Here is a 22,784-nt window from a genome sequence, read left to right on the forward strand (position 1 = left end):
CGACCGTCGCGGGTCAGGCCTTCAGCACCTCCACCCTGTACGAGGCCACATCGCCGTCATGCTCGATGATGAGCCCGTGAACGTCCGACTCGAAGCCCGGGAAGCGCGCGTTCTGCTCACGGGCGATGCGCAGCGACTGGATGATCGGCTCGTCGCTGTCGCCGAAGCGCTCGCCCGGCATGATGGTCGGAATGCCCGGCGGGTACGGCACCAGCATCGTCGCCGCGATGCGGCCACTGAGCTGCTCGATGTCGACCCGCTCGATCTCGCCCTTCACCAGGTGGTTGTAGGCATCGGCCGGGGTCATCACCGGGGTCGGCAGGTCCACGTACATCTCACGCATGACCTTGGCCACGGCGAATTCCTGGTTGAACGCATGGAGCGCGTCACACAGATCGCGCAGGCCCCAGCCGGCGTAGGCAACCGGATAATCAGCCGCCAGCGTCGGCAGCGCCTGGCTCAGCGGTGCATTGCGGTCATAGAGTTCCTTGAATGCCATCAGCTCCGTCACCAGGGTGCTCCACTTGCCCTTGGTGATGCCCATCGAGAACAGGAACAGCACCGAGTACAGGTTGGTCTTTTCCACGGTGATGCCGCGGCCCCACAGGAACTTGCTCAGCACCGCCGCCGGAATACCCAGCTTGCCCATGCTGCCGTCCATTCCCAGGCCCGGGGTCAGCAGGGTCACCTTGATCGGATCGATCAGCACATAGTCGTCGACCAGGTTCTCGAAACCGTGCCAGTGCGCGTCCGGCTGCAGGTACCACTCCTCGCGCTTGGCCACCAGCGGCGCCGGCGTGTCGCCCTTGTCCAGGCTGCGCTCGACCTGGGTCGGCTGCCACACGCTGAACCACCAGTCGTCGCGGCCCAGGTCGTCGCGGACGTGCAGCATCGCGCGGCGGAAGGCGATCGCCTCGTCATGCATCTCCTGCACCAGCGAACGGCCGGCATCGCCTTCCATCATCTTCGATGCCACGTCACAGGCGGCGATCACCCCGTAGTGCGGGCTGGTCGAGGTGTGCATCATGAACGACTCGTTGAAGCGTTCGGCATCCAGGTTGCGCTGGGCGGAATTGCGCACGTGGATCATCGACGCCTGCGAGAACGCCGCCAGCAGCTTGTGGGTCGAATGCGTGGTGAAGATGATCGCATCCTGCTCACGCGGCTTGCCCTTGGCCATGCCGTAGTGGTTCTCGTAGAACGGATGGAACGCAGCGTAGGCGTACCACGCTTCGTCGAAGTGCAGGAAATCGACCGCGCTGCCGATCTCGTCAGCGATCTTCTCGGCGTTGTAGCACAGGCCGTCGTAGGTCGAATTGGTCACCACCGCGATGCGCGGCTTGGAGCCGGCCTGATAGGCCTTGCTGGCCAGCGGATTGGCGGCGATGCGCTGCTGCAGCGATTCCGGCGTGAACTGGTCCAGGCTGATCGGCCCGATGATGCCGTGCGCATTGCGGCTGGGGGTGAAGTACACCGGTACTGCGCCGGTCATGATCAGCGCATGCAGCAGCGACTTGTGGCAGTTGCGATCGACGAACACCACATCGCCGCGCGCCACCGTGCCATGCCAGACGATCTTGTTGGCGGTGGAGGTGCCGTTGGTGACGAAGAAGGTGTGGTCGGCGCCGAAGTTGCGCGCCGCCTCTTCCTCGGCGTCCTTGATCGGGCCGGTGTGATCCAGCAGCGAGCCGAGCTCGGGCACCGAGATCGACAGATCGCTGCGCAGGGTGTTTTCCCCGTAGAACTGATGGAATGCACGGCCGACCGGTGACTTGGTGAACGCCACGCCACCTGCGTGGCCCGGCGTGTGCCAGGAGTAGTTCGACTCGGCTGCATGGTGGATCAGCGCCTTGAAGAACGGCGGCAGCAGGTTCTTCATGTAGTCTTCGGCCGCGCGCATCACCTGCCGCGAGATGAAGCTCTTGGTGTCTTCGAACAGGAAGATGAAACCGTGGATGTACTTGAGCAGCTTGCTCGGCACCTTCTCGATGGTGCGGCGCTCGCCGTACAGGAACACCGGCAGATTGGCACGGCGCGCGCTCTGCTCGCGCAGGAAGGCGGTCAGGCGCTGGAACTCGCCATCCACCTCTTCGCTGCCATCGATCGAGATCAGCACCGCTGAGGCCGCCACGTAGGTACGGGCACCGGCCCGGGCGTCATCCAGGTTCAGCCCGCACAGCACGCGCTGGTCGTTGCTGCGCAGCTCCTCCACCAGCGCACGGATCAGGATGCCACCGATGCGCGGCGACTCGTAGTCGTTGTCGATGACAATGACCGGGTAGTCCAGGGACTTGAAGTACACGTTGATTCTCCTTGTCGAACTCAGGAATGCCGGGCGCCGGCGCTGATGGCCGAGGCCTCGCGGGCGCGCTGCCGCTGCTGGCGGCGCTCCTCGCTGAAGAAGGGATAGAACACGGTGATGAACAGCACGAACAGGAAGGCGTACTGCACGATGGTTCCCGACGAGCCGTAGATCGCCCACAGGCAGTACACGACGGTCAGGCTGGTCAGGGTCCAGAACGCACCGGTGTGGACCAGGGTGTGCGAACGCTCGACCACGAAGTAGCACGCCACGCACGAGTAGATGTAGGGCAGCAGGGTCAGCACCACGGCCGCCGACGTGATCACGTCGAACTGGGCGGACGCGGTTTCCGAGGTGGAGGTCACCAGCACCGCCAGGGTCATCAGCACTGCCACGATCAGCACGCCCTTGACCGGCACGTCGTCCTTGTTGGTCTTGCTGAAGATGCTCGGGAACAGGCCGTCATCCGACGCTGCCTTGGCACTCTGCGCGGTCAGCAGGATCCAGCCACCCAGCGAGCCGGCGGCGCCGATGAAGGCGCACAGGCTGACCAGCGCGCCGCCCCAGCCACCGACCGCCTTGGCCGCCGCCAACGCGAACGGTGCGTCGGACACCTGCAGTTCCGCGTTCGGCACCATGCCCATGATCACCGACGAACTGGCGATGTAGGCAATGGCAGCCAGGAACACGCCGGCCAGCGTCGCGCGGGCGACGTTCTTCTCCGGATTTTCGACCACACCGGCCGTCACCGATGCAGACTCGACGCCGATGAAGGCCCACAGGGTCAGTGCCGCGGCGCTCGAGATCGCACCGAAGTTCGACTCGCCAGACACGTTGTAGGCGCCCTTGAAGATGTCGGCATCGAAGAAGAACCAGCCGAAAATGGCGATGCCCAGGATCGGCACCAACGCAAAGCTGGTGGTGACCGTCTGCACGCGGCTGACGAAGGCCGGGCCGATCACGTTGGCAAAGCTCAGCGCCCAGACCAGCACCAGCACCGCAACGCAGCGCACCAGCGGCTCGGACAGGATCGGGAAGAAATAGCTGAAATAGCCCACCGCCGCGATCGGAATGGCGACGTTGCCGATCCAGTTGGCGAACCAGTAGATGGTATTGGTCTGGAAGCCCATGTACGGCCCGAACCAGTCGCGCGCATAGGCGTAAGGGCCGCCCGCCTTGGGCGCAAGCTTGCCCAGCTTGGCGAACACGAAGGCAAGCAGCAGCGCGCCGGCGGTGGTGATCAACCAGCCCCAGATCGAGGCGGTACCGATCTTGGCGAGGCTGGACGGCAACAGGAACACGCCTGAGCCCATCATGTTGCCGGCGACGAGGAAGGTGGCTCCGACCACCCCGATTTTCTTTGCTTCTGCCATGACGATCTCCGGTACTGGCATGAGCCCGGCAGCACCGGGCGTGGGGACGGTTACGCTGGCGTACGACCGCTGGCGTCTATTTGATGAAGTTGTATTGCAGGCTGCCCTGCACCCGGACCGTGTCGCCGCGTGCGCCGCCCTGCTGTTCCAGCCGGCCGTACAGCAGTTCCATGCCCATCGTCCAGGACGGCGCCGGGCTCCAGATCAGGTTGAACACGCCGTAGCGGCTCTGCCGGAATGCATCAACGGCGAGTGCGGCGTTGCGCTCCAGGGTCAGCTGGCCAAAGATCAGGTTGGAGCGCCACAGCTCGGACCAGTAATGGGTGTAGCCGACGAAGCCACCGTGCAGGTCGAGCGCGTCGAGCCGGCCGTCGGCGCCGACCACCGCATCCAGTCCCGAGCCGGTCAGGTCGGCGGTATAGCGGCTGAGGCCGCGCCCGCCCAGCGCACCGAACAGCAGCAGGTCGCGTTCGCCCACCGATGCCGAGCCGCTCAACTGCAGGCCACCGGCCATGCGCCGGTCGCGCTCGCCCTCTCCGTCATAGGCCAGGCTGCGCGCCACCGCACCGAACTGCAGGTGGCCCCAGTCGCGCTCCATGCGCGCGGTTACCGTCACGTCGGGCAACCGGTTCACTGCCACCCGTGAATCACTGGCACCGGCAAGTTCGGTTTGCGGGTCCTCGGCTGCCACAGTCAGGGTGTTGCCCTTGCCCATCGTGAAACTGTGGTGGATGCCCGCCACCAGCAGGTAGCCGGCGCCGCCGGGGCCGGCGAAGTCCAGCGTATCGGGCAGGCTGTCCGGGTCCATGAAGCTGGAATAGCCATAGCCGGCGTAGGTGTTGCCCAGCTGGCCATAGGCATGGCGCAGGCGGAACTGGTATCCCTCGCTGCTGCCGAAGAAGTCGTTTTCCAGATAGAAGCGCAGGTTGCCGTGCGTGGTCGGGCGCCGCGCCTCGAAGCTGAAGCGGGTCTGCTTGGCGTGGATGTTGAAGTTGGAGACATCGCGATGGCTGCCGCCGACCGGCATCGACGAAGGAATGAACTGATCCTCGTCACCGGCGGCGCGCGAATCGGCAATCGCATCGAGCTTGGCGTAGCCGCCGATGCGGATCACCGTGTCAGTGCCAGGAATGGCGAAGAAGCCTTTCAGATCGGGATCGGTCGGACCGGCTGCACTGTCGGGACGCGACGCCGCCGTTGAGGGATCGGCCACCGATTCGCGCTGCGGCAGCACCGGTTGCGCCACCCCCGGCACCTGGGTCGGGTGCAGCATGCTGGCGCTGCCGCCCGCCGTTGCTGCCGGGGTCGGGGCCTGCGCCACGGCGGCAGGCGCTGAGCCCTCGCGCTGCTCAAGCCGCTCCAGGCGCTGCTGCATGCCTTCCAGTGCCTGGCGCATCGCCGCAATTTCCTGGCGCAGCGCCTGCGCATCCTCACGGGCGTCCTGCTGCGCATGGGCGGGCGTGATCGCCAACGCGGTCAGGCAGGCCAGACTCAGTACCGCAAAACGCATTGCATCCTCCCTGGACAAACACGGGCAATGCGCTGACGGGGCACAGGCACACAGCACCCTGACCACGCGTTGCCGTTGCTGGAAATGCGGATACTGCGTCCACGACATCGATCAGCCTGCCTGTCGCAGGCAACAGGACGATGACACTGCCCTGCCCGCATCGATGCCGAGTCCATCAAGGCCGCGCTGCCAGAGAGGTGGCGACCGCAGCGGTCTGGGTAACAAGCAGGGAGTGAGAACCTCGTGAATGGCTCTGCCGCCGATCCCGGATAAGGGCGTGAGAGGCGCGGCATCCCTCGCGCGTAGACGCTGTATTGCATGCGTCACAGGCTAATCCGACTGTCGTTTTTGGCCTTGATTGGAATCAAGGCGCGATGCTTGATGTCAGTCACGATTCAGACGTGACGACGAACAGGTAGTGCGCAGCGGCAGCGCGTGCATGCGCCAGGAAAACAACAGGCCCGCATGCTGCCATGCGGGCCTGTGCGTTACATCACGCTTTGCGCACCGGTCAGCGCGGACCCAGTACCGTCTGCAGGTCAGTGCCCTGGGGCAGGCCGGCGCGACGCTGCACCTGACCCTGCGCGTCCTGGAACAGGATGCCCGGCGTGCCCTGGAAGCCCATCTCGATCATCAGCACCTGGTTGGCATCGAGCTTGCCCGCGATCTCGCGGCTGATGCTCGGCAGCGCCTTGATACCGCCGCGGTCGAACTGGTGCTCGTTCTCCAGCAGCGCTGCACTCGGGTCACGCGCCGACAGGATGGCAGCAGCCTTGGCCGGACTGTCCTCACGGATCACGCCGACCATGATGTGGCGCAGCTGCACCTTGCCAGCATCGACCCACGGCCGTGCCGCTTCCCAGAACTTGTGGCAGTACGGACAGTTGGCATCACTGAAGGTATAGACCACGCGCGGTGCATCGGCCTTGCCGTCGCGCACCCAGGCACTGGCGTCCAGCTTGGCCCACATCTTGGCCGACATCGGCGCGGCGACCAGCTTCTCCACCGCCTCGGCCGCCACGTCGTTGCCCTCGGCATCGAACAGGCTGCCTACCAGCACATGCTTGCCGTCGGCAGTCACGTACGCGGCGGCGGGCTGCTGTCCACCCACCACTCCGGCGAAGCCACGCAGGCCAGCCGGCGCATCGAACTCGGCGACAACCTCGAAACCGTGCTTCTCGATGCCTTTCAGCACTGCGGGCCGGTCCCCCTTGGCCGCGGCGGCCGGAGCACTCGTTGCCGGTGTAGCCGCTGCCTTGCCGGGCGGGGTCTGGGCCTGGCTGCAGGCGGCCAATGCCAGCATGACCGGCAGCAACAGCACCGCTGGAGCGATGCGCAGGGAAGTCGACAACATGGGAACTCCGTAATGAGATGCCCGCGCAGGCTACCGCAGCCGGCGCAGTTTGTGTTCAAGGCCCGCCGCGGTCAGTTCGCCAAGGTGCAGTTCACGCAGGCGTCCCTCGGCGTCGAAGAACAGCGTCGAGGGATAGGCCTGTACACCCAGTACGGTTGATGCGGAGGCGCTATCGTCCAGCAGCACGCTGTCCAGCCGCAGCCGTTCGGTGGCAAGGAAAGCCTGTACCTCGTCCAGGCTTTCCCCCTGGTTGAGGAACACGAACTGCACGTCGGTGTGGGTCTGCTGTGCCGAGGCCAGCACCGGCATCTCGCGCCGGCACGGGCCACACCAGCTGGCCCAGAGATTGAGCACCACCGGCTTGCCGCGGAACTGCTGCAGGTCGACCGTACGTCCCTGCAGATCAGCCACCTGCACGGCCGGCAGCGGCATCTGCCGTTCCTGCCACGCTGACAGCAAGTGGCTGCCCGTCGCCCACAGCACCCCACCCGCCAGCGCGCCCGCCAGCACCGGTACCCGCAACGGGCGCCAGGGCTTCAGACGCCAGGCTCCCCATGCCAGCGCGGCAACCAGAACGACCGGGAGGTGATACCCACCATCGGCGATCTGCAGGATGCTCCAGGGGGCCTGACGATAGAGCGCGAAGTTCAGGGCCACGAAGCTGATACGTCCGCACAGCACGCCGACCAGCAACATGTCCAGGACCATGCTTGCGGCAGATGGCACTGCCATGCCGTTCTTCCGTCGCGGCCACAGGTGTGCCACGGCCATGGCCAGCAGCGCGCATATCAGGATCAACACCACCGGCATCGGCACCGGCCCAACACTCGACATCAGACCACCTGTCCAATCCGCCACTGCCTGCATGGTCGAAGCGTCGCGCCCGGGTTGCAAGTGCGACGCCCGCAGCGGGCTTCAGGCAACACTGCGTGGCATCTGCATGGCGGACGCCGGTTGCAGTCCGCGCAGGCTGCCGGCCACCGATGACAGCAGCGGCCGCTCACGCCGCTTGTTGCTGACCAGCCGGCGATAGTTGGCCGGCGTCATGCCAACAATGCGCAGGAACAGGCGGCGGAATGCGCTCTGGTCGGCATAGCCCACGCCCCACGCCACTTCATCGATACCCGCGCCCTGCTGCAGCAGCGTCTGCGCCTTGGCGATGCGCAGACGCTGGCAATACTCGATCGGACGCAGGCCCGTTGCCTTCAGGAAGCGTCGTTGCAGCGTCCGCGGTTCCAGTCCGGACACCTCGCAGATCGCGCCGAGCGTCGCCCCCCGCGCGGCAGTGGTATGCAGCCAGCGCTGCGCCTTCAATACGTCACGATCCCCGTGGGCGAAGTTGGCGCTGAAGCGCTCAAGATCCTGCTGGATGGGCGCGGGCACGATAATCCCCAGCTGCTGCGCGACCGCGCTCGCCACGCCCTGGCCATGCAGCCGGTACAGCAGGCGCAGGCCGAGGAAGCGCCAGGCCTGCGGACCGGCCACTGTCAGCAGGTCGCCGTCGTCAACGAGCGCACGCTCGCTGGGCACCCAGCTTGCCGACTGCCCCTGCAGGCCCGGATGCTGGCCAAGGTCCGGACCACTGACCGTGCGCCCGGCCAGCAGGCCCGCGCGTGCAAGCATGCTGACCCCATCGCTGGCCGCCGCCAGCAGACTGCCACCGTCGTAGTGCGCGCGCAGCCAGTCCAGCAGGACCTCATCGGCGCGCAGGCAGACCCCTTGGCTGATCTGGCCGGGGACGGCGATCACGGCGGGAATGTCCGCCTCGAGCATCTCCGCTCCGGCAATCCGGTGCACGCCGGTCTGGCTGGCGGGCACGATCCAGCGGGTCACCAGGACACGCTTGAACGGTCGGCGCTGCTGCTGCGCAAGCCGGTTGGCAACATGTGCCATTTCAGTCAACACGGACGCGGCCGACGGGTCGCCTCCGGGATACTCGACCACCGCGACCTCGACGAATCCTTCGTTTCTGAATCCTTCCACAGACCATCTCCTCGGTTCGTTGCAGGCCATCCAGCGGCCGGTTCAGGCGCAGGGTAGGAAGTGCCGCAACGGCGGGGCTATGAAGAAAGTTGCAAAGTGCGCTGAATGCGCCGCCAGCGTCGGCAGCGTTGACCCTGGACCAGACTCAAGGCTTCAGAATGACCGGCAGCATCCGCAGGAATCCGCCATGAACATTGGTCAACTGGCACGCCAGGCCGGCGTTCCGATCGATACGGTGCGCTACTACGAGCGCCAGCAGTTGCTGCCCACGGCGGCCCGCTCGGCCGGGGGCTACCGCATCTTCACCGAGCAGGACCTGCGCAGGCTGCGCTTCATCCGCCGCGCCAAGACGCTGGGATTCACCCTGGAAGAAATCGCCGACCTGCTGGCGCTCAGCGACGGCCACCCGCACGACATGGGCGGCGTGCGCGACACGGCACAGGCCCGGCTGCAGGACATCGCGCACCGCATGGCCGAACTGCAGCGCATGCACACTGCGCTCTCGCAGCTGGTCGCCGCCTGCCCCGGGCATGGCACGCTGGATGAATGCCCGATCCTGGCGGCGCTGAGCGACGACACCCCGTGAGCGCAGACGGCCCTCCACCACCACGTCCCGCGCGTGAAGAAAAGTGCAACAAATGCTTGCCAACCCCCTGGGGCAAGGCTATTATTTCGCTCCTCAGCGACGTGGGGCCATAGCTCAGCTGGGAGAGCGCCTGCATGGCATGCAGGAGGTCAGCGGTTCGATCCCGCTTGGCTCCACCAATCTTTCGGCATTAGGCCGTCGAAAGGTCGCTAAAGAACATTGATGAGAATTGCGTCCCCATCGTCTAGAGGCCTAGGACATCACCCTTTCACGGTGGCGACCGGGGTTCGAATCCCCGTGGGGACGCCACTCATCACGAACAACGAGGACCCGGCCGATAACCGGGTCTTTTTTGTTCACCGCCTACCGGCATTCAGGTTGTGGCGTTGCGGTTCCCCTGCCCTCGTGGCCGTGGTTGAGCCGGAACGAAAAAAGTTCAAAAAAAACTTCCACAAATGTGAACACGCAGGTATGATAGGCGGCTCGGTAACACGGGGCCATAGCTCAGCTGGGAGAGCGCCTGCATGGCATGCAGGAGGTCAGCGGTTCGATCCCGCTTGGCTCCACCACTTTCGACATTAGGCCGTCGAAGGTTCTACAACATGAAGTTTTTCGTGCGTCCCCATCGTCTAGAGGCCTAGGACATCACCCTTTCACGGTGGCGACCGGGGTTCGAATCCCCGTGGGGACGCCAGTTTCAAAGCGGACTCTGCTCCCGGCAGATCATCCGGAGTTTCACTGGGGCCATAGCTCAGCTGGGAGAGCGCCTGCATGGCATGCAGGAGGTCAGCGGTTCGATCCCGCTTGGCTCCACCACTTCGACATTAGGCCGTCGAAGCATCTACAACTTGAAGTTTTCGTGCGTCCCCATCGTCTAGAGGCCTAGGACATCACCCTTTCACGGTGGCGACCGGGGTTCGAATCCCCGTGGGGACGCCAATTCTTGAAAACCCCGACCCTGGTCGGGGTTTTTCTTTGCCTGTGATTCCTGGGAAGGCCCTATCCACGCCATGCGTGGATGGCTTCACCCCGCTCATGGCTCAGAACCGCCGGTACATCCCGATCGACGCCGGTGCCGTCGGCGCAAACCCGAACTGTGCATACAACCGATGTGCCTCGCCGTCGGCCAGCAGGCTGACATACGCCGATGGCGGCAGGTTGGCCTGCATCCAGCCATCCAGGCGCCGCATCACCTCCTTGCCCAGTCCCTGCCCCTGCAACCGCGGCAGCACCGCGATGTCGCAGACCTGCAGATGGCAGCCGCCATCTCCCACGATGCGCCCCATCGCCACCAGCTCGGACCCTTGGTACGCGCACACGCCGAACAGCGTGTTGGGCAGCGCGCGCGTTGCCGCTTCCCGGCTCTTGGCACTGAGGCCTGCAAGCACACGCAACCGGCAGTAGTCCTCGACCGTGGGCACCGCGTCGCGGAACAGGCAGGTGACGGAATCGTTCATGCGGTATCTCCTGTGGGTCGGGCTATCCTGCCGCATCCACGTCGCAACCGCTGCGACCCTCGCCCGCAGAGTCCCCATGTGCTATTCCGCCCTGATCCGCGCCGACTACGCCAAGCTGGTGCGCGAGTTCGGCGCCATCCTGTCGCTGGAAGAGTTCGCCGAACTGTACGCGCACGATCCGGGCAAGAAACGGCCCAAGACCCCGAAGGCGATGGATGACGGGTTCGCCGGGGCACGTACCGAACAGGGCCGTGACATCGTGGCGAAGATCCAGCAATGGCACGCGCAGGAGCAACAGGCACTGGAGGCCGAACTGGCCCGCCAGCGCGAGCGGCGCGACATCGCCCATGCTGCCCTGGCCACCCGTCCCACCCAGAAGGCGCGCAACGACCTGCACGTGGCCGGCAACCGCATCGAGCGCGCGCAAGCCCGGCTGGAAGACCTGCATCGGGTACAGCTGCTGCCGCGCGACAACCGCATTTTCCCCGGCACCTACGCGCCGGTGATGGTCAGCGAGCACGGCCAGCGCGTGATCCGCCCGATGCGCTACCAATGCCGGCTCCCGGACAAGCCGGCACGCAACGACGTGCTATACCCCGGAACCTACAACGCGAGGCGTGACAGCCTGGAAGGCTACTGGCGCGGTGCGTTCGGACTGCGCCACGGGGTGGTCGTGGTGCAGGCGTTCTACGAGCACGTGCCGCGCCACGCGATGGCGGGCCGCAGCCTGGAGGCCGGCGAGAAGGAACAGGACGTGGTACTCGAATTCCGTCCCGATCCGCCCCGCGACCTGCTGCTGGCCTGCCTCTGGGCGGAGTGGGAGGGGCCGGAAGGCCACCTGCTGTCATTTGCTACGATCACCGACGCTCCTCCCAGCGATGTCGCCGCTGCCGGGCATGACCGTGGCGTGGTACCGATCCGCAGGGAACACCTGGACGCCTGGCTCAATCCCGACCCGGAAGACCTCGCGCGCCAGTACCGCATCCTGGATGACCGCGAGGAGATCCGCTACGTGTACGAGGAAGCGGGTTGAGTGCCACGCCCTGGCGGCCAGCAGTGGGGGCTCAGGCCTTGACGCTGGTGCGGCCCACTGCACGCGCCAGTGCACGTGACAGATCGGCCGACAGGTACGGCTTGACCAGCAGCAGGCCGGCCAACATCGGCGCTGGCAGCTGCTCGGCCAGCATCCCGGTGGCCAGCACGAAGGGAATGCCACGCGCCGAAAGCGCCGCGGCGACAGGCTCGCTGGTTTCGTTGCGGGCCAGCCGGTAGTCCAGCAGGGCCACGTCCGGGGCACTCTGTTCCAGCAGCCGCAGGGCTTCGGACACACTCGCTGCGAGCCCGACCACGGTCGCACCGGCATGCACCAGCTGCATCTGCAGGAGGGCCGCGCTCATCTCGTCGTTCTCGACCACCAGCACCCTCAGGTCCTGCAACACTGTCATCGGCTACCGCTCCTGGTGGCAATTGCACAGGGAGTATAGCCACCAAGGGGCCGATACCGACAGGAACCGGCCTGATAGGCCTTCCCCCTAGGCATCTCCCGCCCACCTCGGTTACACTCGCACGCTGCCTGCCGGTGTGGCGGAATGGTATACGCAGCTGACTCAAAATCAGCCGGGGGTGACCCCATGAAGGTTCGAGTCCTTTCACCGGCACCACTGCATCAAAGGCCAGGTCCCCGACCTGGCCTTTTGCATGTTGCGGGCCGGGACGCCCGGCAGCGACGAGGATGCCAACGCCAGCCCCACCCACCCACGCTCGCCGCTGCCCTGCCCGCGCGGCTGCGCGCCCTGCCCCTGGAATCGACCTGCCGCATCGCCGCGGTGAACCCGTCCATGATCTCGATCCGCCTTGGCAGGGCCGGGTGCCGGGCACGCAGGCAGCCCACGCGGACAGCGTTGCGCCCCCCGATGCCACACAACTGCGACCTTCGACAAGGTTGTAGATAGACGTAGCGCACACTTTTCTTGCCAGCCTCACGTACTTCTGCCTATCGTGATCCCAGCTGGATCTGGGGGCGGGGGAATGCATGACGTTGCGTGCGGCACTGTTTTTCATGGTCGCGCATGCGCTCGTCATTGCCCTGATCGGCCCGCAGGACCCGGTGGGCTCGTACCTGATGCTGATCACCGCGCCGCTGCTGGCCGCGCTGGCCTGCGTGCGGCGGGCTCGGGGCAGCCGCCGGGCGGCGTGCAAATGGCGGACGCTGGGCGCTGCCGTCAGCCTGTTCGCGCTCGCCCTGCTGGCCCTGCTGTATCGCAACGTGGCCGGCCTCACCCCTGCGCAGATGACCGCTTCGTCGCTGATCCTGTACGTGTTCTACCGGATTCCACTGACCTACGTCGCTGCCAGCCCGGGTGGCGGCAACCGCTGGATCCGTGCGGTGGACCTGTTGATCATCACGCTGCTGTGGTTGCTGTACTTCGTGCATGCACGCGCGATGGCGCCATTGAACAGCGCGTTGTGGACACACTGCCTGCAGACGATGAGCAGCGTGCAGAACAGCCTGGTGTTCTGCTTCGCGCTGATCCGCTTCCTGGCCGAGGACGATGCCGATCGTCGCGACTTCTTCCGCGCGCTGTCGATCTACGCGCTGGGCTACTTCCTGCTGGCGCTCTACATCACCACCTGGCAGCCGCAGGTGCCCGACGGTGGCTGGGGGGACCTGCTGATCAGCGCACTGTTCGTATCGCTGGCGGTGATGGCTGGCAGCACACGACGCCGACCGGCGCCCGGCATACCCCGCAACCTGCGGCGCATTGTCGACGCCGCCGGGCCACTGATGCTGCCGTTGCTGTTGATGATGGTGGCGCTGCTGGTTGCACGCCTGCAGCCGACGCTGGCCACCGTGGGTTTCATCGGCGCGATGCTCGGCTATGCCCTGCGCAGCGTGCTGACCCAGGTCCAGATCCAGCGCGAGCGCGACGAACTGGCGTTGCTGGCCCGCCGCGATCCGCTGACTGGACTGGGCAACCGCCGCAGCTTCGATGAATCGCTCGGCAGCGCACATGGCCGTGCGCGCCGCCATGGCATGGGACTGGCGGTGCTGATGATCGACATCGACCACTTCAAGCGGCTCAACGATACGTACGGCCACCCGGTGGGCGACCGCCGCCTGCAGGCGGTCGCGGCCATCCTCGATGCCTGCCTGCAACGCGGTGATGACCTGCTGGCCCGCTACGGCGGCGAGGAGTTCATCGCGGCGCTGCCCACGCACGGCCTGGACCACGCCCTTGGCCTGGCCGAGCGCCTGCGCGCCGCCGTGGAAGCCGCTGCCCTGCCCGCCGCCGAGGCCCGGGTCACCATCAGCATCGGCGTGGCCTGGCAGGCCGCGCATGACCAGGGTGACCCGCGCAGCCTGGTCGAGCGCGCGGACCAGGCCCTGTACCGGGCCAAGCATGCCGGCCGCAACTGCGTGCACGCCGCCCCGGCCGTCGAGGCCGGGGAACAACAGGTCGACCGCCGCGCCTAGACCGCGCGCAGCACCGCCGCATGCGGCTGGCCGGCAACGCCATGGACGCGGAAGCTGGCCACGGTCTGCAGCAGCTGTGCCGACTGCTCTTCCATGCTGCGCGCCGCCGCCGAGGCTTCCTCGACCAGCGCGGCGTTCTGCTGGGTGCCCTGGTCGATCAGATCGACGGCCTGGTTCATCTGCTGGATGTCGTCGCTCTGCTGCTGCGCGGCCGTGCTGATCTCGGACATCAGCTCGCTGACCCGGCGCACGTTGGTGACGATCTCGTCCATGGTGCGTCCAGCGCTTTCGACCTGAGCGGTACCGGCGCCGACGTTGGCCACCGACGCATCGATCAGCTGCTTGATCTCCTTGGCCGCGCTGGCCGAGCGCTGCGACAGTTCGCGAATCTCAGTGGCGACCACGGCGAAGCCACGGCCGTGTTCCCCTGCCCGCGCGGCTTCCACCGCCGCGTTCAACGCAAGGATGTTGGTCTGGAAGGCGATACCGTCGATCACGCCGATGATGTCGACGATGCGCCGCGAGGACGCGTTGATCACCGCCATGGTCTCGACCACCTCGTGCACAACGCTGCCGCCTCGCGCGGCGACATCGGCGGCGCCACCGGCCAGCTGGCTGGCCTGGCGCGCGTTGGTCGCAGTGCGCTGGACGGTCTCGGCCAGGCCCTTCATCGACACTGCGGTCTCCTCCAGTGACGCGGCCTGCTGCTCGGTGCGCTGTGACAGGTCGCCGTTGCCCTGCGCGATCTCGGTGGCGCCGACGGCAATGGTGTCGGCGGCGAATTTGATCTGGCCGATGATCGCGCCCATCGCCTCGACCAGCGCATTCACGCCTTCGCACAACTCGGCGATCGGGCCGTTCTTGTCGGCGGTGGCCACGCGCCGGGTCAGGTCGCCCTGCTTGGCAGCCGCCACCACCTCACGGGTCTGCGCCACGGCGCGCTGCATGGCCTGGTTCTCATGCACCTGCGCGGTGATGTCGGTGGCGTACTTGACCACCTTGAACGGCTTTCCGTTGAGGTCCAGGATCGGGTTGTAGGACGCCTGGATCCAGACCTCGCGCCCGCCCTTGCCGAGCCGCCGGTATTGGCCGGCATCGTATTCGCCACGGCCGAGCTTTTCCCAGAACTGGCGATACTCGGCACTGTCGCGATGGTCGGGCTCGATGAACAGCGCGTGGTGCTGCCCGCGCACCTCGTCCAGGCGGTAACCGGTGGCGGCCAGGAAGTTGTCGTTGGCCGACAGGATGTGCCCATCCATGCTGAATTCAATCACTGCCTGCGACTTGTCGATCGCCGCCAGCTGCCCGGCCGAGTCGGCCGCCTGCAGCTTCTGCGCCGTGATGTCGGTGGCGAACTTGACCACCTTGTACGGGCGCCCCTGCCGGTCCAGCACCGGGTTGTACGAGGCCTGGATCCAGATCTCGCGCTGGCCCTTGCCGAAACGCCGGTACTGGCCCGCGTCATATTCGCCGCGGCCCAGCCGCGCCCAGAAGTCGCGGTACTCGGCGCTGCGCGCGTGCTCCGGGTCGACGAACAGGGAATGATGCCTGCCCTGGATCTCCTCCAGCCGGTAGCCCATCGCCTGCAGGAAGTTGTCGTTGGCCTGCAGGATGGTGCCATCGAGGGCGAACTCGATGACCGCCTGGACCCGGTGCAGCGCCGCGACCTGCGCCTCGAGTTCGGAACGGGCATCGGCCGCCGCATCGACGCCGGCGCGGGGATGGGGGGCCAGCGCGCCCAGCAGGGCACGCCACGGCGACCAGCGGGTATGCAGCTCGGCCGGCGCCTGCGCGCCTGCCGTGAAGCCTGGAATGAGCATTGTCTGATCCTCGGTGTCCGGTAAGCGGTTGCGACCCGACGGGCGGGATGCCCGGCGGCAACTTCAGTTGCTTGGGACTACAGGTGCCTGCAGGCACCCCGCGAGCGGCTGGCAAGCACGCCTGCTGCGGGCGCGGCCTGCATCCGGGAGCGGCGGAACACACAGCGCGGGCCACCCGTCAGGGGCAGCCTGGGGTCCTGCAGCGGGCGACGGGAGCGGGATCCAGAGGGAGTATCGGCGACGTGATCGTTGGCTTTAGCCGGATTACGCGACGTCCGTCGCAACTTCAGATGCAACGGCAGGGATGCGATAGACAATCGCGATCTTCATCACATTCCGCTCACGCACGCGGAAAGCGGGGATGCCGTTCAAGCAAGGAAGGTTTACATGACCAACGGGAGATTCCCGGCCCACGGGGAATGGCCAGCATGCAGCGGACTGCAGGACGTCACCTGACACGGAGATCGCATGTTCCCACGCTTGGCCAGCCTCCTGATCCTGGGCCTGTGCAGCGCCGGCACGCTTGCCGCCGACGGCACCTATCGCCCGTCCTTCCAGCCGGACCTGCTGAAAGGACCACCGCCCGGCCCCCCGAACCAGGTGATGGTGCTGGGCAGCCCGCATCTCTCCGGCCTGCCCAAGACCTTCACGCGGGAGCATCTCGAGCCGCTGCTGGAGCCGCTGCTGGCGCGCCTTCAGGCATGGCAACCGACGGCCATCGCGGTGGAGAACTTGTCCGGCATGCAATGCGACTTCATGCGACGCAACCCCGCGCGCTACGCTGACAGTGTCGAGACCTACTGCATCGACCCGGCACCGGCCCACGCCGCGACCGGCCTGGACGTTCCCAGCGCCAATGCCGAGATGGAGCGCCTGCTCGCGGATTGGCCGAAAACCCCGACACCGGCCCAGCGCCGCCGCCTCGCGGCCGTGTTCCTCGCCGCAGGCGAGAACGGTTCGGCCGTGGTGCAATGGCTGCGCCTGCCCAGCGATGAACGTCGCGCCGCAGACAGCCTGACGCCGGAGCTGGTGCAGTTCCTCGACAGGCGCTTGGCCAGGCGCGACGAGGCCGGCATGATCGCCGGCGTCCTCGCGGCACGCCTGGGCCTGGAACGGCTGTGGTCGGTGGATGACCACACCGCCGACACGCCTGTCCCGAAGGACCGGGAGAAGGCCTATGGCGCGGCGCTCCAGGCGGCCTGGGACAACCCGGCGACCACGGCGCGGTTCGTCGCCGACGAAGCGCTGCACGCCCACCTGTCCAAGCCCGACGGCCTGCTTGCGCTCTACCGCAACTACAACGCTGCGGACACGGCGATGACCGTCTACCACAGCGACTTCGGCGCGGCCCTGGGCGAGCCGTCACCCGAGGCCTTCGGGCGCAATTACCTGGGCTATTGGGAAACACGCAACCTGCGCATGGTCGCCAACATGCGCGACGTCCTCGGCCAGCATCCGGGCACCCGCATGCTCACCATTGTCGGTGCCTCGCACAAGGGCTACTACGAGGCCTACCTCAACCAGATGCATGATGTGCAGCTGGTCAGTACGGACGCCGTATTGCGCTGACGGCCGGGGTGCCGGCGCATGGCCGGGCCGCGCCGCCCCGGACATCCACTGCGCCAGCGGGCATCTCCAGCGGCCGCTGCCGCAGATCACTGCCTTCCGGCGCGCCCCATGCCGGCGCGTGCTGATGGATGCCGCGCTGGCATCGTGCCGGAAGCGATACGCCCACGATCACGGCGGCCATGCCGCCACAGCAACAGGCAGGCCGCAAACGTGCAGGCCAGACTGAGCAGCAGCAGCGCGAACGCTCCCCGCTGCAACACGGGCAGCAACGCCTGTGCGTGCAGGTCGCCGTGCAGCTGTTCGGTACGCAGGCAAGCGGCCAGCGCCAGGCACCAGCCGATCAGGGCCGGGATGAACATGCGTACCGCAGCCGGGTTCCAGGCATTCATGGGGTCACCTGTGTGAGTGGAGATGCGCGCAGTATTCGCGCGCGTCCTCTCACAGGCTGAGATCAGTCCTCGGCGGCGTCGGGATCGTCACCCGGACGTTCGGACAACTCGCCCTGCACCTGCACGTTGTTGCGCCCCATCGCCTTGGCCCGGTAGCACTGGGCATCGGCCGCAGCGACCGCCTGGTCCACGCTCATCCCGCCCGCCAGGGGCGCAATGCCGATGCTGGCTCCGACCCGCAACCGGTGCTGGTCCCAGGGAATGGACAGCGCGGCCAGGGTCTGCAGCAGCTCGCCGCCGATGCGCGCCGCACGCCGCGGCGTGCAACCGGACAGGATGACCGCGAATTCGTCACCGCCCAACCGCGCCACCACGTCCGAATCGCGCACGCCGTGGCGCAGCACGCTGGCCACCGCCCACAGCACGGCATCGCCGGCCAGGTGGCCCCAGGTGTCATTGACCGGCTTGAAGCGATCGAGATCGATGTACATCAACGAAGCCGCCTGGCCGGTGCGCTCGACGCGGGTGATCGCCTGCTGCAGGTGCACCTCGAAGCCGCGGCGGTTGCTCAGTTCGGTCAGCGGGTCGATCTCGGCCAGGTGGCGCGCTTCGCGCTGGCGCGCGCGCTGCTGGGTGTCGTCGCGCAGCACCCACACCGCGCCGCGCACATGGCCTTCGTCATCGCGCAGCCAGGCACGGGTCAGGTCCACCGGCACCGTGGCCGTCCCCAGCCGCAGCAGCAGGTCGGCGTGCAGGTCCACCGCATTGCTCTCCGGGTCCAGCAGCACCGACACGTCCAGCACCGAGCCGGGTGCGTACTCGGTGGTCAGCGCCAGCACGTCCTGCACCTTGTGCCCGGCCAGCGACAATGCGCCATCACCGGCCAGGGTGCGTACCGCAGCCGCATTGGCGTAATCGATGCGCCCGTCCAGGCTGACGCTGATCACCAGGTCGGCCACTGCGTCCAGGGTGATGCGGCTGCGCTGTTCACTTTCGAACAGGCGCTGCTCGCTGCTGCGCTGGGCGGTGATGTCCTGGATCTGCGACACGAAATGCAGCGGCTCGCCGTGCTCGTTGCGCACCAGCGACACCGACAGACGCGCCCAGATGATGCGGCCGTCGCGGTCGAGATAGCGCTTTTCCAGGTGGTAGTGGCTGCGCCGTCCCGCCAGCAGGTCCTGCACCAGGGCCAGATCGGTCTGCAGGTCATCGGGATGGGTCAGGCGCTGGAAATCGACCTGCAGCAGTTCCTCGCGCGGATAGCCCAGGATCCTGCACAACGCGTCGTTGACGTCCAGCCAGCGCCCCTCCAGCGAGACCAGCGCCATGCCCAGCGCGGCAGAGGTGAACGCGCCGGCGAACTTCTCCGCCGACAATCGTGCCTCCGCGCGCGCCTGCAGGATCTCGGTGATGTCGATGGCCATGCCGACATAGCCGATCCGCGCGCCCCCGGCACCGTCCATGCGGCTGATCGACAGGCGCACCTGGCGGGGCTGGCCATCCTTGCGCAGCAACGTCCACTGCCGCGAATAGGTCTGTCCATCGGCACGCGCACTGAGTGCTTCGAACACATCGGGACGGTTGCCGTCGGCATCGACCAGCGGTTGCATCCAGGCCGCCAGCTCGCCCGGATCGTGGAAAGCATCGAGCCGGCGCTGGCCGACCACGTCCACCGCGCTGTAGCCCAGCAGCCGCTCCGCCCCCGTGTTGAACAGAGTGATGGTGCCATCGGTATCGGTGGCGATCACCGCCACCTCATCGGACGCATCGACCACCGCCTGCAGGCGTTGCCGGGTCTCGGCCGCGTCCTGCCGCGCCTGCTGCAGCTCGGTCACGTCGGCGTGGGCACCGGCCATCCACAACGGCCTGCCCTGCCCGTCCCACTCGAACACCCGGCCACGGTCCTGGATCCAGATCCACTGGCCGTTCTTGTGGCGCATGCGCAGCAGGCAGGCGTAGTTGTCGCTGCGCCCTTCGAAATGGTCGTCCAGCGCCGCATCCGACAGCGCGATGTCATCGGGATGGACCAGTTTCAGGAAGGTCTTCTGGCAGATCGGTTCCAGCTCTTCCAGGCGGTAGCCGACGATCTCGGCCCAGCGCGCGTTGACCCGCATCTCGCCGGTCTGCACGTTCCACTCCCAGGTTCCCGCAGCGGTACCGTCGATGATCATCGCCAGGCGGCGACGCTCTTCCGCCAGCTCATGCAGGCGGCGCTCCAGCAGTCCATTGCCGTGGGTGCCCTGGCCCGCCATCAATCCGGTCCCCTGCCGGCACAGGCAGGCGCCGACCGCAGCAGGGTGCTGCGGCCGCCGGTACAGGCGACGGGTGGTGCTGGCGTCATGGCCCTCCCCAGCGACAGCGGGGTGGCCGAACGCCCCCCTCAGGCGCAAGTGTGCGCAATCACGGGGAAAACCGACAAGTCCCCCGCCACGAGTCAAGCGTGACGGGGGGCACGATCCTCAACTGCGCTTGGCGCGGGCGAAGGCCTCGGCCAGGGCGTTGTTGGCCGGCGGAGCAGACTGGGCGGGACGACCGCCCGCCCCCTGGCCCCGGTTCGGACCGCGGTTCTGGCCGCCTGCGTCGCGGCGCGGTCCCGGCGCCTGGCCGCGTTCATCACGCTGGCCCGGACGGCTGGTGGCCTGGCCGGGGGTGTCGTCCAGGCGACGGGTCAGGGCAATGCGCTTGCGCGCCACGTCGACCTCCAGCACCTTCACTTTGACGATGTCACCGGCCTTGACCACATCGCGCGGGTCCTTCACGAACGTATCGGAGAGCGCCGAAATGTGGATCAGGCCGTCCTGGTGGACGCCGATATCGACGAAGGCACCGAAAGCAGCCACGTTGCTGACCACGCCTTCCAGCACCATGCCTTCGCGCAGGTCCTTGATGTCCTCGACCCCCTCGGCGAACCGCGCCGCCTTGAACTCCGGGCGCGGGTCGCGGCCCGGCTTCTCCAGTTCCCTGAGGATGTCACGCACGGTCGGCACGCCGAAGGTGGCATCGGTGAACTGCTCGGCCTTCAGGCCGCGCAGGAAGCTGCCATCACCGATCAGCGCCTTGATCGGGCGCGCGGTGCTGGCCACGATGCGCTCGACCACCGGGTAGGCTTCTGGATGCACCGCCGAGGCGTCCAGCGGTTCATCCCCGTCGGCAATGCGCAGGAAGCCGGCGCACTGTTCAAAGGTCTTCTCGCCCAGGCGCGCGACCTTGAGCAGCTCCTTGCGACGCTTGAACGGCCCGTTCTCGTCACGATGGCGCACGATGTTCTCGGCCACCGTGGCCGACAGCCCGGACACCCGCGACAACAGTGCAGCCGAAGCGGTGTTCACGTACACGCCCACGGCATTCACACAGTCCTCGACCCGTGCATCCAGCGCCCGCGCCAAACGGTACTGGTCCACATCGTGCTGGTACTGGCCGACACCGATCGCCTTGGGATCGATCTTCACCAGTTCGGCCAGCGGGTCCTGCAGGCGGCGAGCGATCGATACCGCGCCCCGCAGCGACACGTCCAGCCCCGGGAACTCCCTGGCCGCGAACTCGGACGCCGAGTACACCGACGCCCCGGCCTCGCTGACCACCACCTTCTGCAGCTTCGGGTTGGCGCAGGCCTTGATCGCTTCACCGGCCAGCTTGTCGGTTTCGCGGCTGGCAGTACCGTTGCCGATCGCGATCAGTTCAACGTTGTGCTTCACGCACAGCTGCTTGATCGTCTGCAGTGACTGCTCCCACTGCCGGCGCGGCTCATGCGGGTAGATGGTGTCGGTGGCGACCAGCTTGCCGGTGGCATCGACCACGGCGATCTTGCAGCCGGTGCGGATGCCCGGGTCCAGGCCGAGCACGGTCTTTGGACCGGCTGGCGCGGCCAGCAGCAGATCCTTCAGGTTGTCGCCGAACACCGCAATGGCCTCGGCCTCGGCCTTCTCGCGGGCCTGGTTGAACAGGTCCAGCAGCAGGTGCGTGTGCAGCTTGGCGCGCCAGGTGAGGCGACAGGCATCCAGCAGCCAGCGGTCGGCCGCGCGGCCTTGGTCGGCGATGCCGGCCTTGCGTGCCACCCGACCCTCGGCGTACTGGTGGCCGGCCTCGGCATCGCTGCCCGGGTCCAGTTCCAGGAACAGGATCTCTTCGCGGCGCGCGCGGAACAGTGCCAGCAAGCGGTGCGAGGGAATCTTCGCCAGCGACTCGGCATGATCGAAATAGTCGCGGTACTTGGCGCCTTCGGTCTCCTTGCCCTCGACCACGCGGGCGCGGATCACCCCGGTCTCGCCCAGCCAGGTGCGCAGTTCACCGACCAGCGCGGCATCCTCGCCCCAGCGCTCCATCAGGATCGCACGCGCGCCTTCCAGCGCGGCCTTGGTGTCGGCCACACCCTTGTCGGTATCGACGAAGGTGGCCGCGAACGTCTGCGGGTCCTGCGTCGGGTCGGCCAGCAGGCCATCGGCCAGCGGCTCCAGCCCTGCCTCGCGGGCAATCTGCGCACGGGTGCGGCGCTTGGGCTTGTACGGCAGGTACAGATCTTCCAGCCGGCTCTTGGTATCGGCCGCCAGGATGTCGTTGCGCAGTTCATCGCTGAGCTTGCCCTGTTCGCCGATGCTGGCCAGCACGGCCGCGCGGCGGTCCTCCAGCTCGCGCAGGTAGGTCAGGCGCACCTCCAGGTTGCGCAGCTGGGTGTCGTCCAGGCCGCCGGTCACTTCCTTGCGGTAGCGCGCGATGAACGGAACGCTGGCGCCCTCGTCGAGCAGGCCGACGGCGGCGCGCACCTGGGCGGACTGGGCACCGATCTCGTCGGCGATGGTCTGGGCGATCTGCTGGGCGAGCGCGCTCTGGGCGTTCTTGGCGTCGTGCATTGCTTCAGGTCTGAACCGCGTTACGGGAAGACCCCATTCTGGCAATCCACGACGGAGCCGGACAAGGCATTGACAGGGCGCGAGGTTCAGCGGCGTCGCCGGAGTGGACGCCGGCATCC

General features: G+C 67.0%; 16 protein-coding genes and 7 tRNA genes. 11 read left to right on the plus strand and 12 right to left on the minus strand.

What is annotated here, in order from left to right; translation table 11 throughout:
* Positions 1 to 13 precede the first annotated feature (13 nt).
* The 6 genes from AC5P9I_RS17420 to AC5P9I_RS17445 all read right to left on the minus strand — a co-directional run bounded on the left by AC5P9I_RS17420 (position 14) and on the right by AC5P9I_RS17445 (position 8,522).
* On the minus strand, positions 14 to 2,302 hold the full coding sequence (locus AC5P9I_RS17420; RefSeq protein WP_049469343.1) for an Orn/Lys/Arg family decarboxylase: 2,289 nt from the start codon (positions 2,300 to 2,302) through the stop codon (positions 14 to 16).
* 20 nt (positions 2,303 to 2,322) lie between these two features.
* On the minus strand, positions 2,323 to 3,675 hold the full coding sequence (gene adiC / locus AC5P9I_RS17425; protein WP_014647526.1) for an arginine/agmatine antiporter: 1,353 nt from the start codon (positions 3,673 to 3,675) through the stop codon (positions 2,323 to 2,325).
* Between the two features lie 76 nt (positions 3,676 to 3,751).
* On the minus strand, positions 3,752 to 5,185 hold the full coding sequence (locus AC5P9I_RS17430; RefSeq protein WP_130767946.1) for a DcaP family trimeric outer membrane transporter: 1,434 nt from the start codon (positions 5,183 to 5,185) through the stop codon (positions 3,752 to 3,754).
* 511 nt (positions 5,186 to 5,696) lie between these two features.
* The gene (gene dsbG / locus AC5P9I_RS17435; protein WP_057494635.1) at positions 5,697 to 6,539 is read right to left on the minus strand and encodes a thiol:disulfide interchange protein DsbG; all 843 of its coding nucleotides are present in this window, start codon (positions 6,537 to 6,539) and stop codon (positions 5,697 to 5,699) included.
* A 30-nt stretch (positions 6,540 to 6,569) separates the two neighbouring features.
* On the minus strand, positions 6,570 to 7,373 hold the full coding sequence (locus AC5P9I_RS17440; protein WP_187756578.1) for a redoxin family protein: 804 nt from the start codon (positions 7,371 to 7,373) through the stop codon (positions 6,570 to 6,572).
* A gap of 81 nt (positions 7,374 to 7,454) precedes the next feature.
* A complete protein-coding gene (locus AC5P9I_RS17445) occupies positions 7,455 to 8,522 on the minus strand; it encodes a GlxA family transcriptional regulator (protein ID WP_049469351.1) in 1,068 nt (355 codons plus the stop codon).
* A gap of 187 nt (positions 8,523 to 8,709) precedes the next feature.
* Here AC5P9I_RS17445 and AC5P9I_RS17450 point away from each other — a divergent pair, with 187 nt between their 5' ends.
* The 7 genes from AC5P9I_RS17450 (at position 8,710) to AC5P9I_RS17480 (ending at position 10,047) form a co-directional block, all read left to right on the plus strand.
* Positions 8,710 to 9,108, plus strand: a complete 399-nt coding sequence (locus tag AC5P9I_RS17450; protein WP_049469354.1) for a heavy metal-responsive transcriptional regulator — start codon at positions 8,710 to 8,712, stop codon at positions 9,106 to 9,108.
* A gap of 103 nt (positions 9,109 to 9,211) precedes the next feature.
* A tRNA-Ala gene (locus tag AC5P9I_RS17455) sits at positions 9,212 to 9,287 on the plus strand.
* A gap of 54 nt (positions 9,288 to 9,341) precedes the next feature.
* Positions 9,342 to 9,417, plus strand: a tRNA-Glu gene (locus tag AC5P9I_RS17460).
* A 184-nt stretch (positions 9,418 to 9,601) separates the two neighbouring features.
* Positions 9,602 to 9,677: transfer RNA gene (locus AC5P9I_RS17465), tRNA-Ala, on the plus strand.
* Positions 9,678 to 9,726: 49 nt separating this feature from the next.
* Positions 9,727 to 9,802: transfer RNA gene (locus tag AC5P9I_RS17470), tRNA-Glu, on the plus strand.
* A 46-nt stretch (positions 9,803 to 9,848) separates the two neighbouring features.
* Positions 9,849 to 9,924 (plus strand) — tRNA-Ala (locus tag AC5P9I_RS17475).
* Positions 9,925 to 9,971: 47 nt separating this feature from the next.
* Positions 9,972 to 10,047: transfer RNA gene (locus AC5P9I_RS17480), tRNA-Glu, on the plus strand.
* Between the two features lie 101 nt (positions 10,048 to 10,148).
* Here AC5P9I_RS17480 and AC5P9I_RS17485 read toward each other — a convergent pair.
* Entirely contained in the window at positions 10,149 to 10,565 is a 417-nt protein-coding gene (locus AC5P9I_RS17485) for a GNAT family N-acetyltransferase (RefSeq protein ID WP_049471472.1), read from the minus strand.
* A 76-nt stretch (positions 10,566 to 10,641) separates the two neighbouring features.
* On the opposite strand from AC5P9I_RS17485, the gene AC5P9I_RS17490 reads away from it, so the two are divergent.
* Positions 10,642 to 11,598, plus strand: coding sequence for an SOS response-associated peptidase family protein (locus AC5P9I_RS17490; protein ID WP_049471471.1), 957 nt, complete (start codon positions 10,642 to 10,644; stop codon positions 11,596 to 11,598).
* A 31-nt stretch (positions 11,599 to 11,629) separates the two neighbouring features.
* On the opposite strand, the gene AC5P9I_RS17495 is transcribed toward AC5P9I_RS17490, so the two are convergent.
* On the minus strand, positions 11,630 to 12,010 hold the full coding sequence (locus tag AC5P9I_RS17495) for a response regulator (RefSeq protein WP_049471469.1): 381 nt from the start codon (positions 12,008 to 12,010) through the stop codon (positions 11,630 to 11,632).
* Positions 12,011 to 12,140: 130 nt separating this feature from the next.
* Between AC5P9I_RS17495 and AC5P9I_RS17500 the strand changes: the two genes are divergently transcribed.
* Positions 12,141 to 12,226, plus strand: a tRNA-Leu gene (locus AC5P9I_RS17500).
* A gap of 371 nt (positions 12,227 to 12,597) precedes the next feature.
* Complete coding sequence (locus AC5P9I_RS17505; protein ID WP_049469862.1) at positions 12,598 to 14,040, plus strand: GGDEF domain-containing protein; 1,443 nt, start codon at positions 12,598 to 12,600, stop codon at positions 14,038 to 14,040.
* Here AC5P9I_RS17505 and AC5P9I_RS17510 read toward each other — a convergent pair.
* Positions 14,037 to 15,860, minus strand: coding sequence for a methyl-accepting chemotaxis protein (locus AC5P9I_RS17510; protein ID WP_049469863.1), 1,824 nt, complete (start codon positions 15,858 to 15,860; stop codon positions 14,037 to 14,039). The two genes, AC5P9I_RS17505 and AC5P9I_RS17510, sit on opposite strands and share 4 nt — an antisense overlap.
* 468 nt (positions 15,861 to 16,328) lie before the next feature.
* Here AC5P9I_RS17510 and AC5P9I_RS17515 point away from each other — a divergent pair, with 468 nt between their 5' ends.
* On the plus strand, positions 16,329 to 17,429 hold the full coding sequence (locus AC5P9I_RS17515; RefSeq protein WP_130767906.1) for a DUF5694 domain-containing protein: 1,101 nt from the start codon (positions 16,329 to 16,331) through the stop codon (positions 17,427 to 17,429).
* A gap of 86 nt (positions 17,430 to 17,515) precedes the next feature.
* Here the strand turns inward: AC5P9I_RS17515 and AC5P9I_RS17520 are convergent, their stop codons facing one another.
* The 3 genes from AC5P9I_RS17520 to AC5P9I_RS17530 form a co-directional block, all read right to left on the minus strand.
* On the minus strand, positions 17,516 to 17,818 hold the full coding sequence (locus tag AC5P9I_RS17520) for a hypothetical protein (RefSeq protein WP_049469872.1): 303 nt from the start codon (positions 17,816 to 17,818) through the stop codon (positions 17,516 to 17,518).
* A 62-nt stretch (positions 17,819 to 17,880) separates the two neighbouring features.
* A complete protein-coding gene (locus AC5P9I_RS17525; protein WP_049469873.1) occupies positions 17,881 to 20,070 on the minus strand; it encodes a PAS domain S-box protein in 2,190 nt (729 codons plus the stop codon).
* A 207-nt stretch (positions 20,071 to 20,277) separates the two neighbouring features.
* The gene (locus tag AC5P9I_RS17530) at positions 20,278 to 22,665 is read right to left on the minus strand and encodes a Tex family protein (RefSeq protein WP_049468728.1); all 2,388 of its coding nucleotides are present in this window, start codon (positions 22,663 to 22,665) and stop codon (positions 20,278 to 20,280) included.
* Positions 22,666 to 22,784 lie beyond the last annotated feature (119 nt).

It is taken from the genome of Stenotrophomonas sp. YJH_SMC_29 (genome assembly GCF_059371235.1).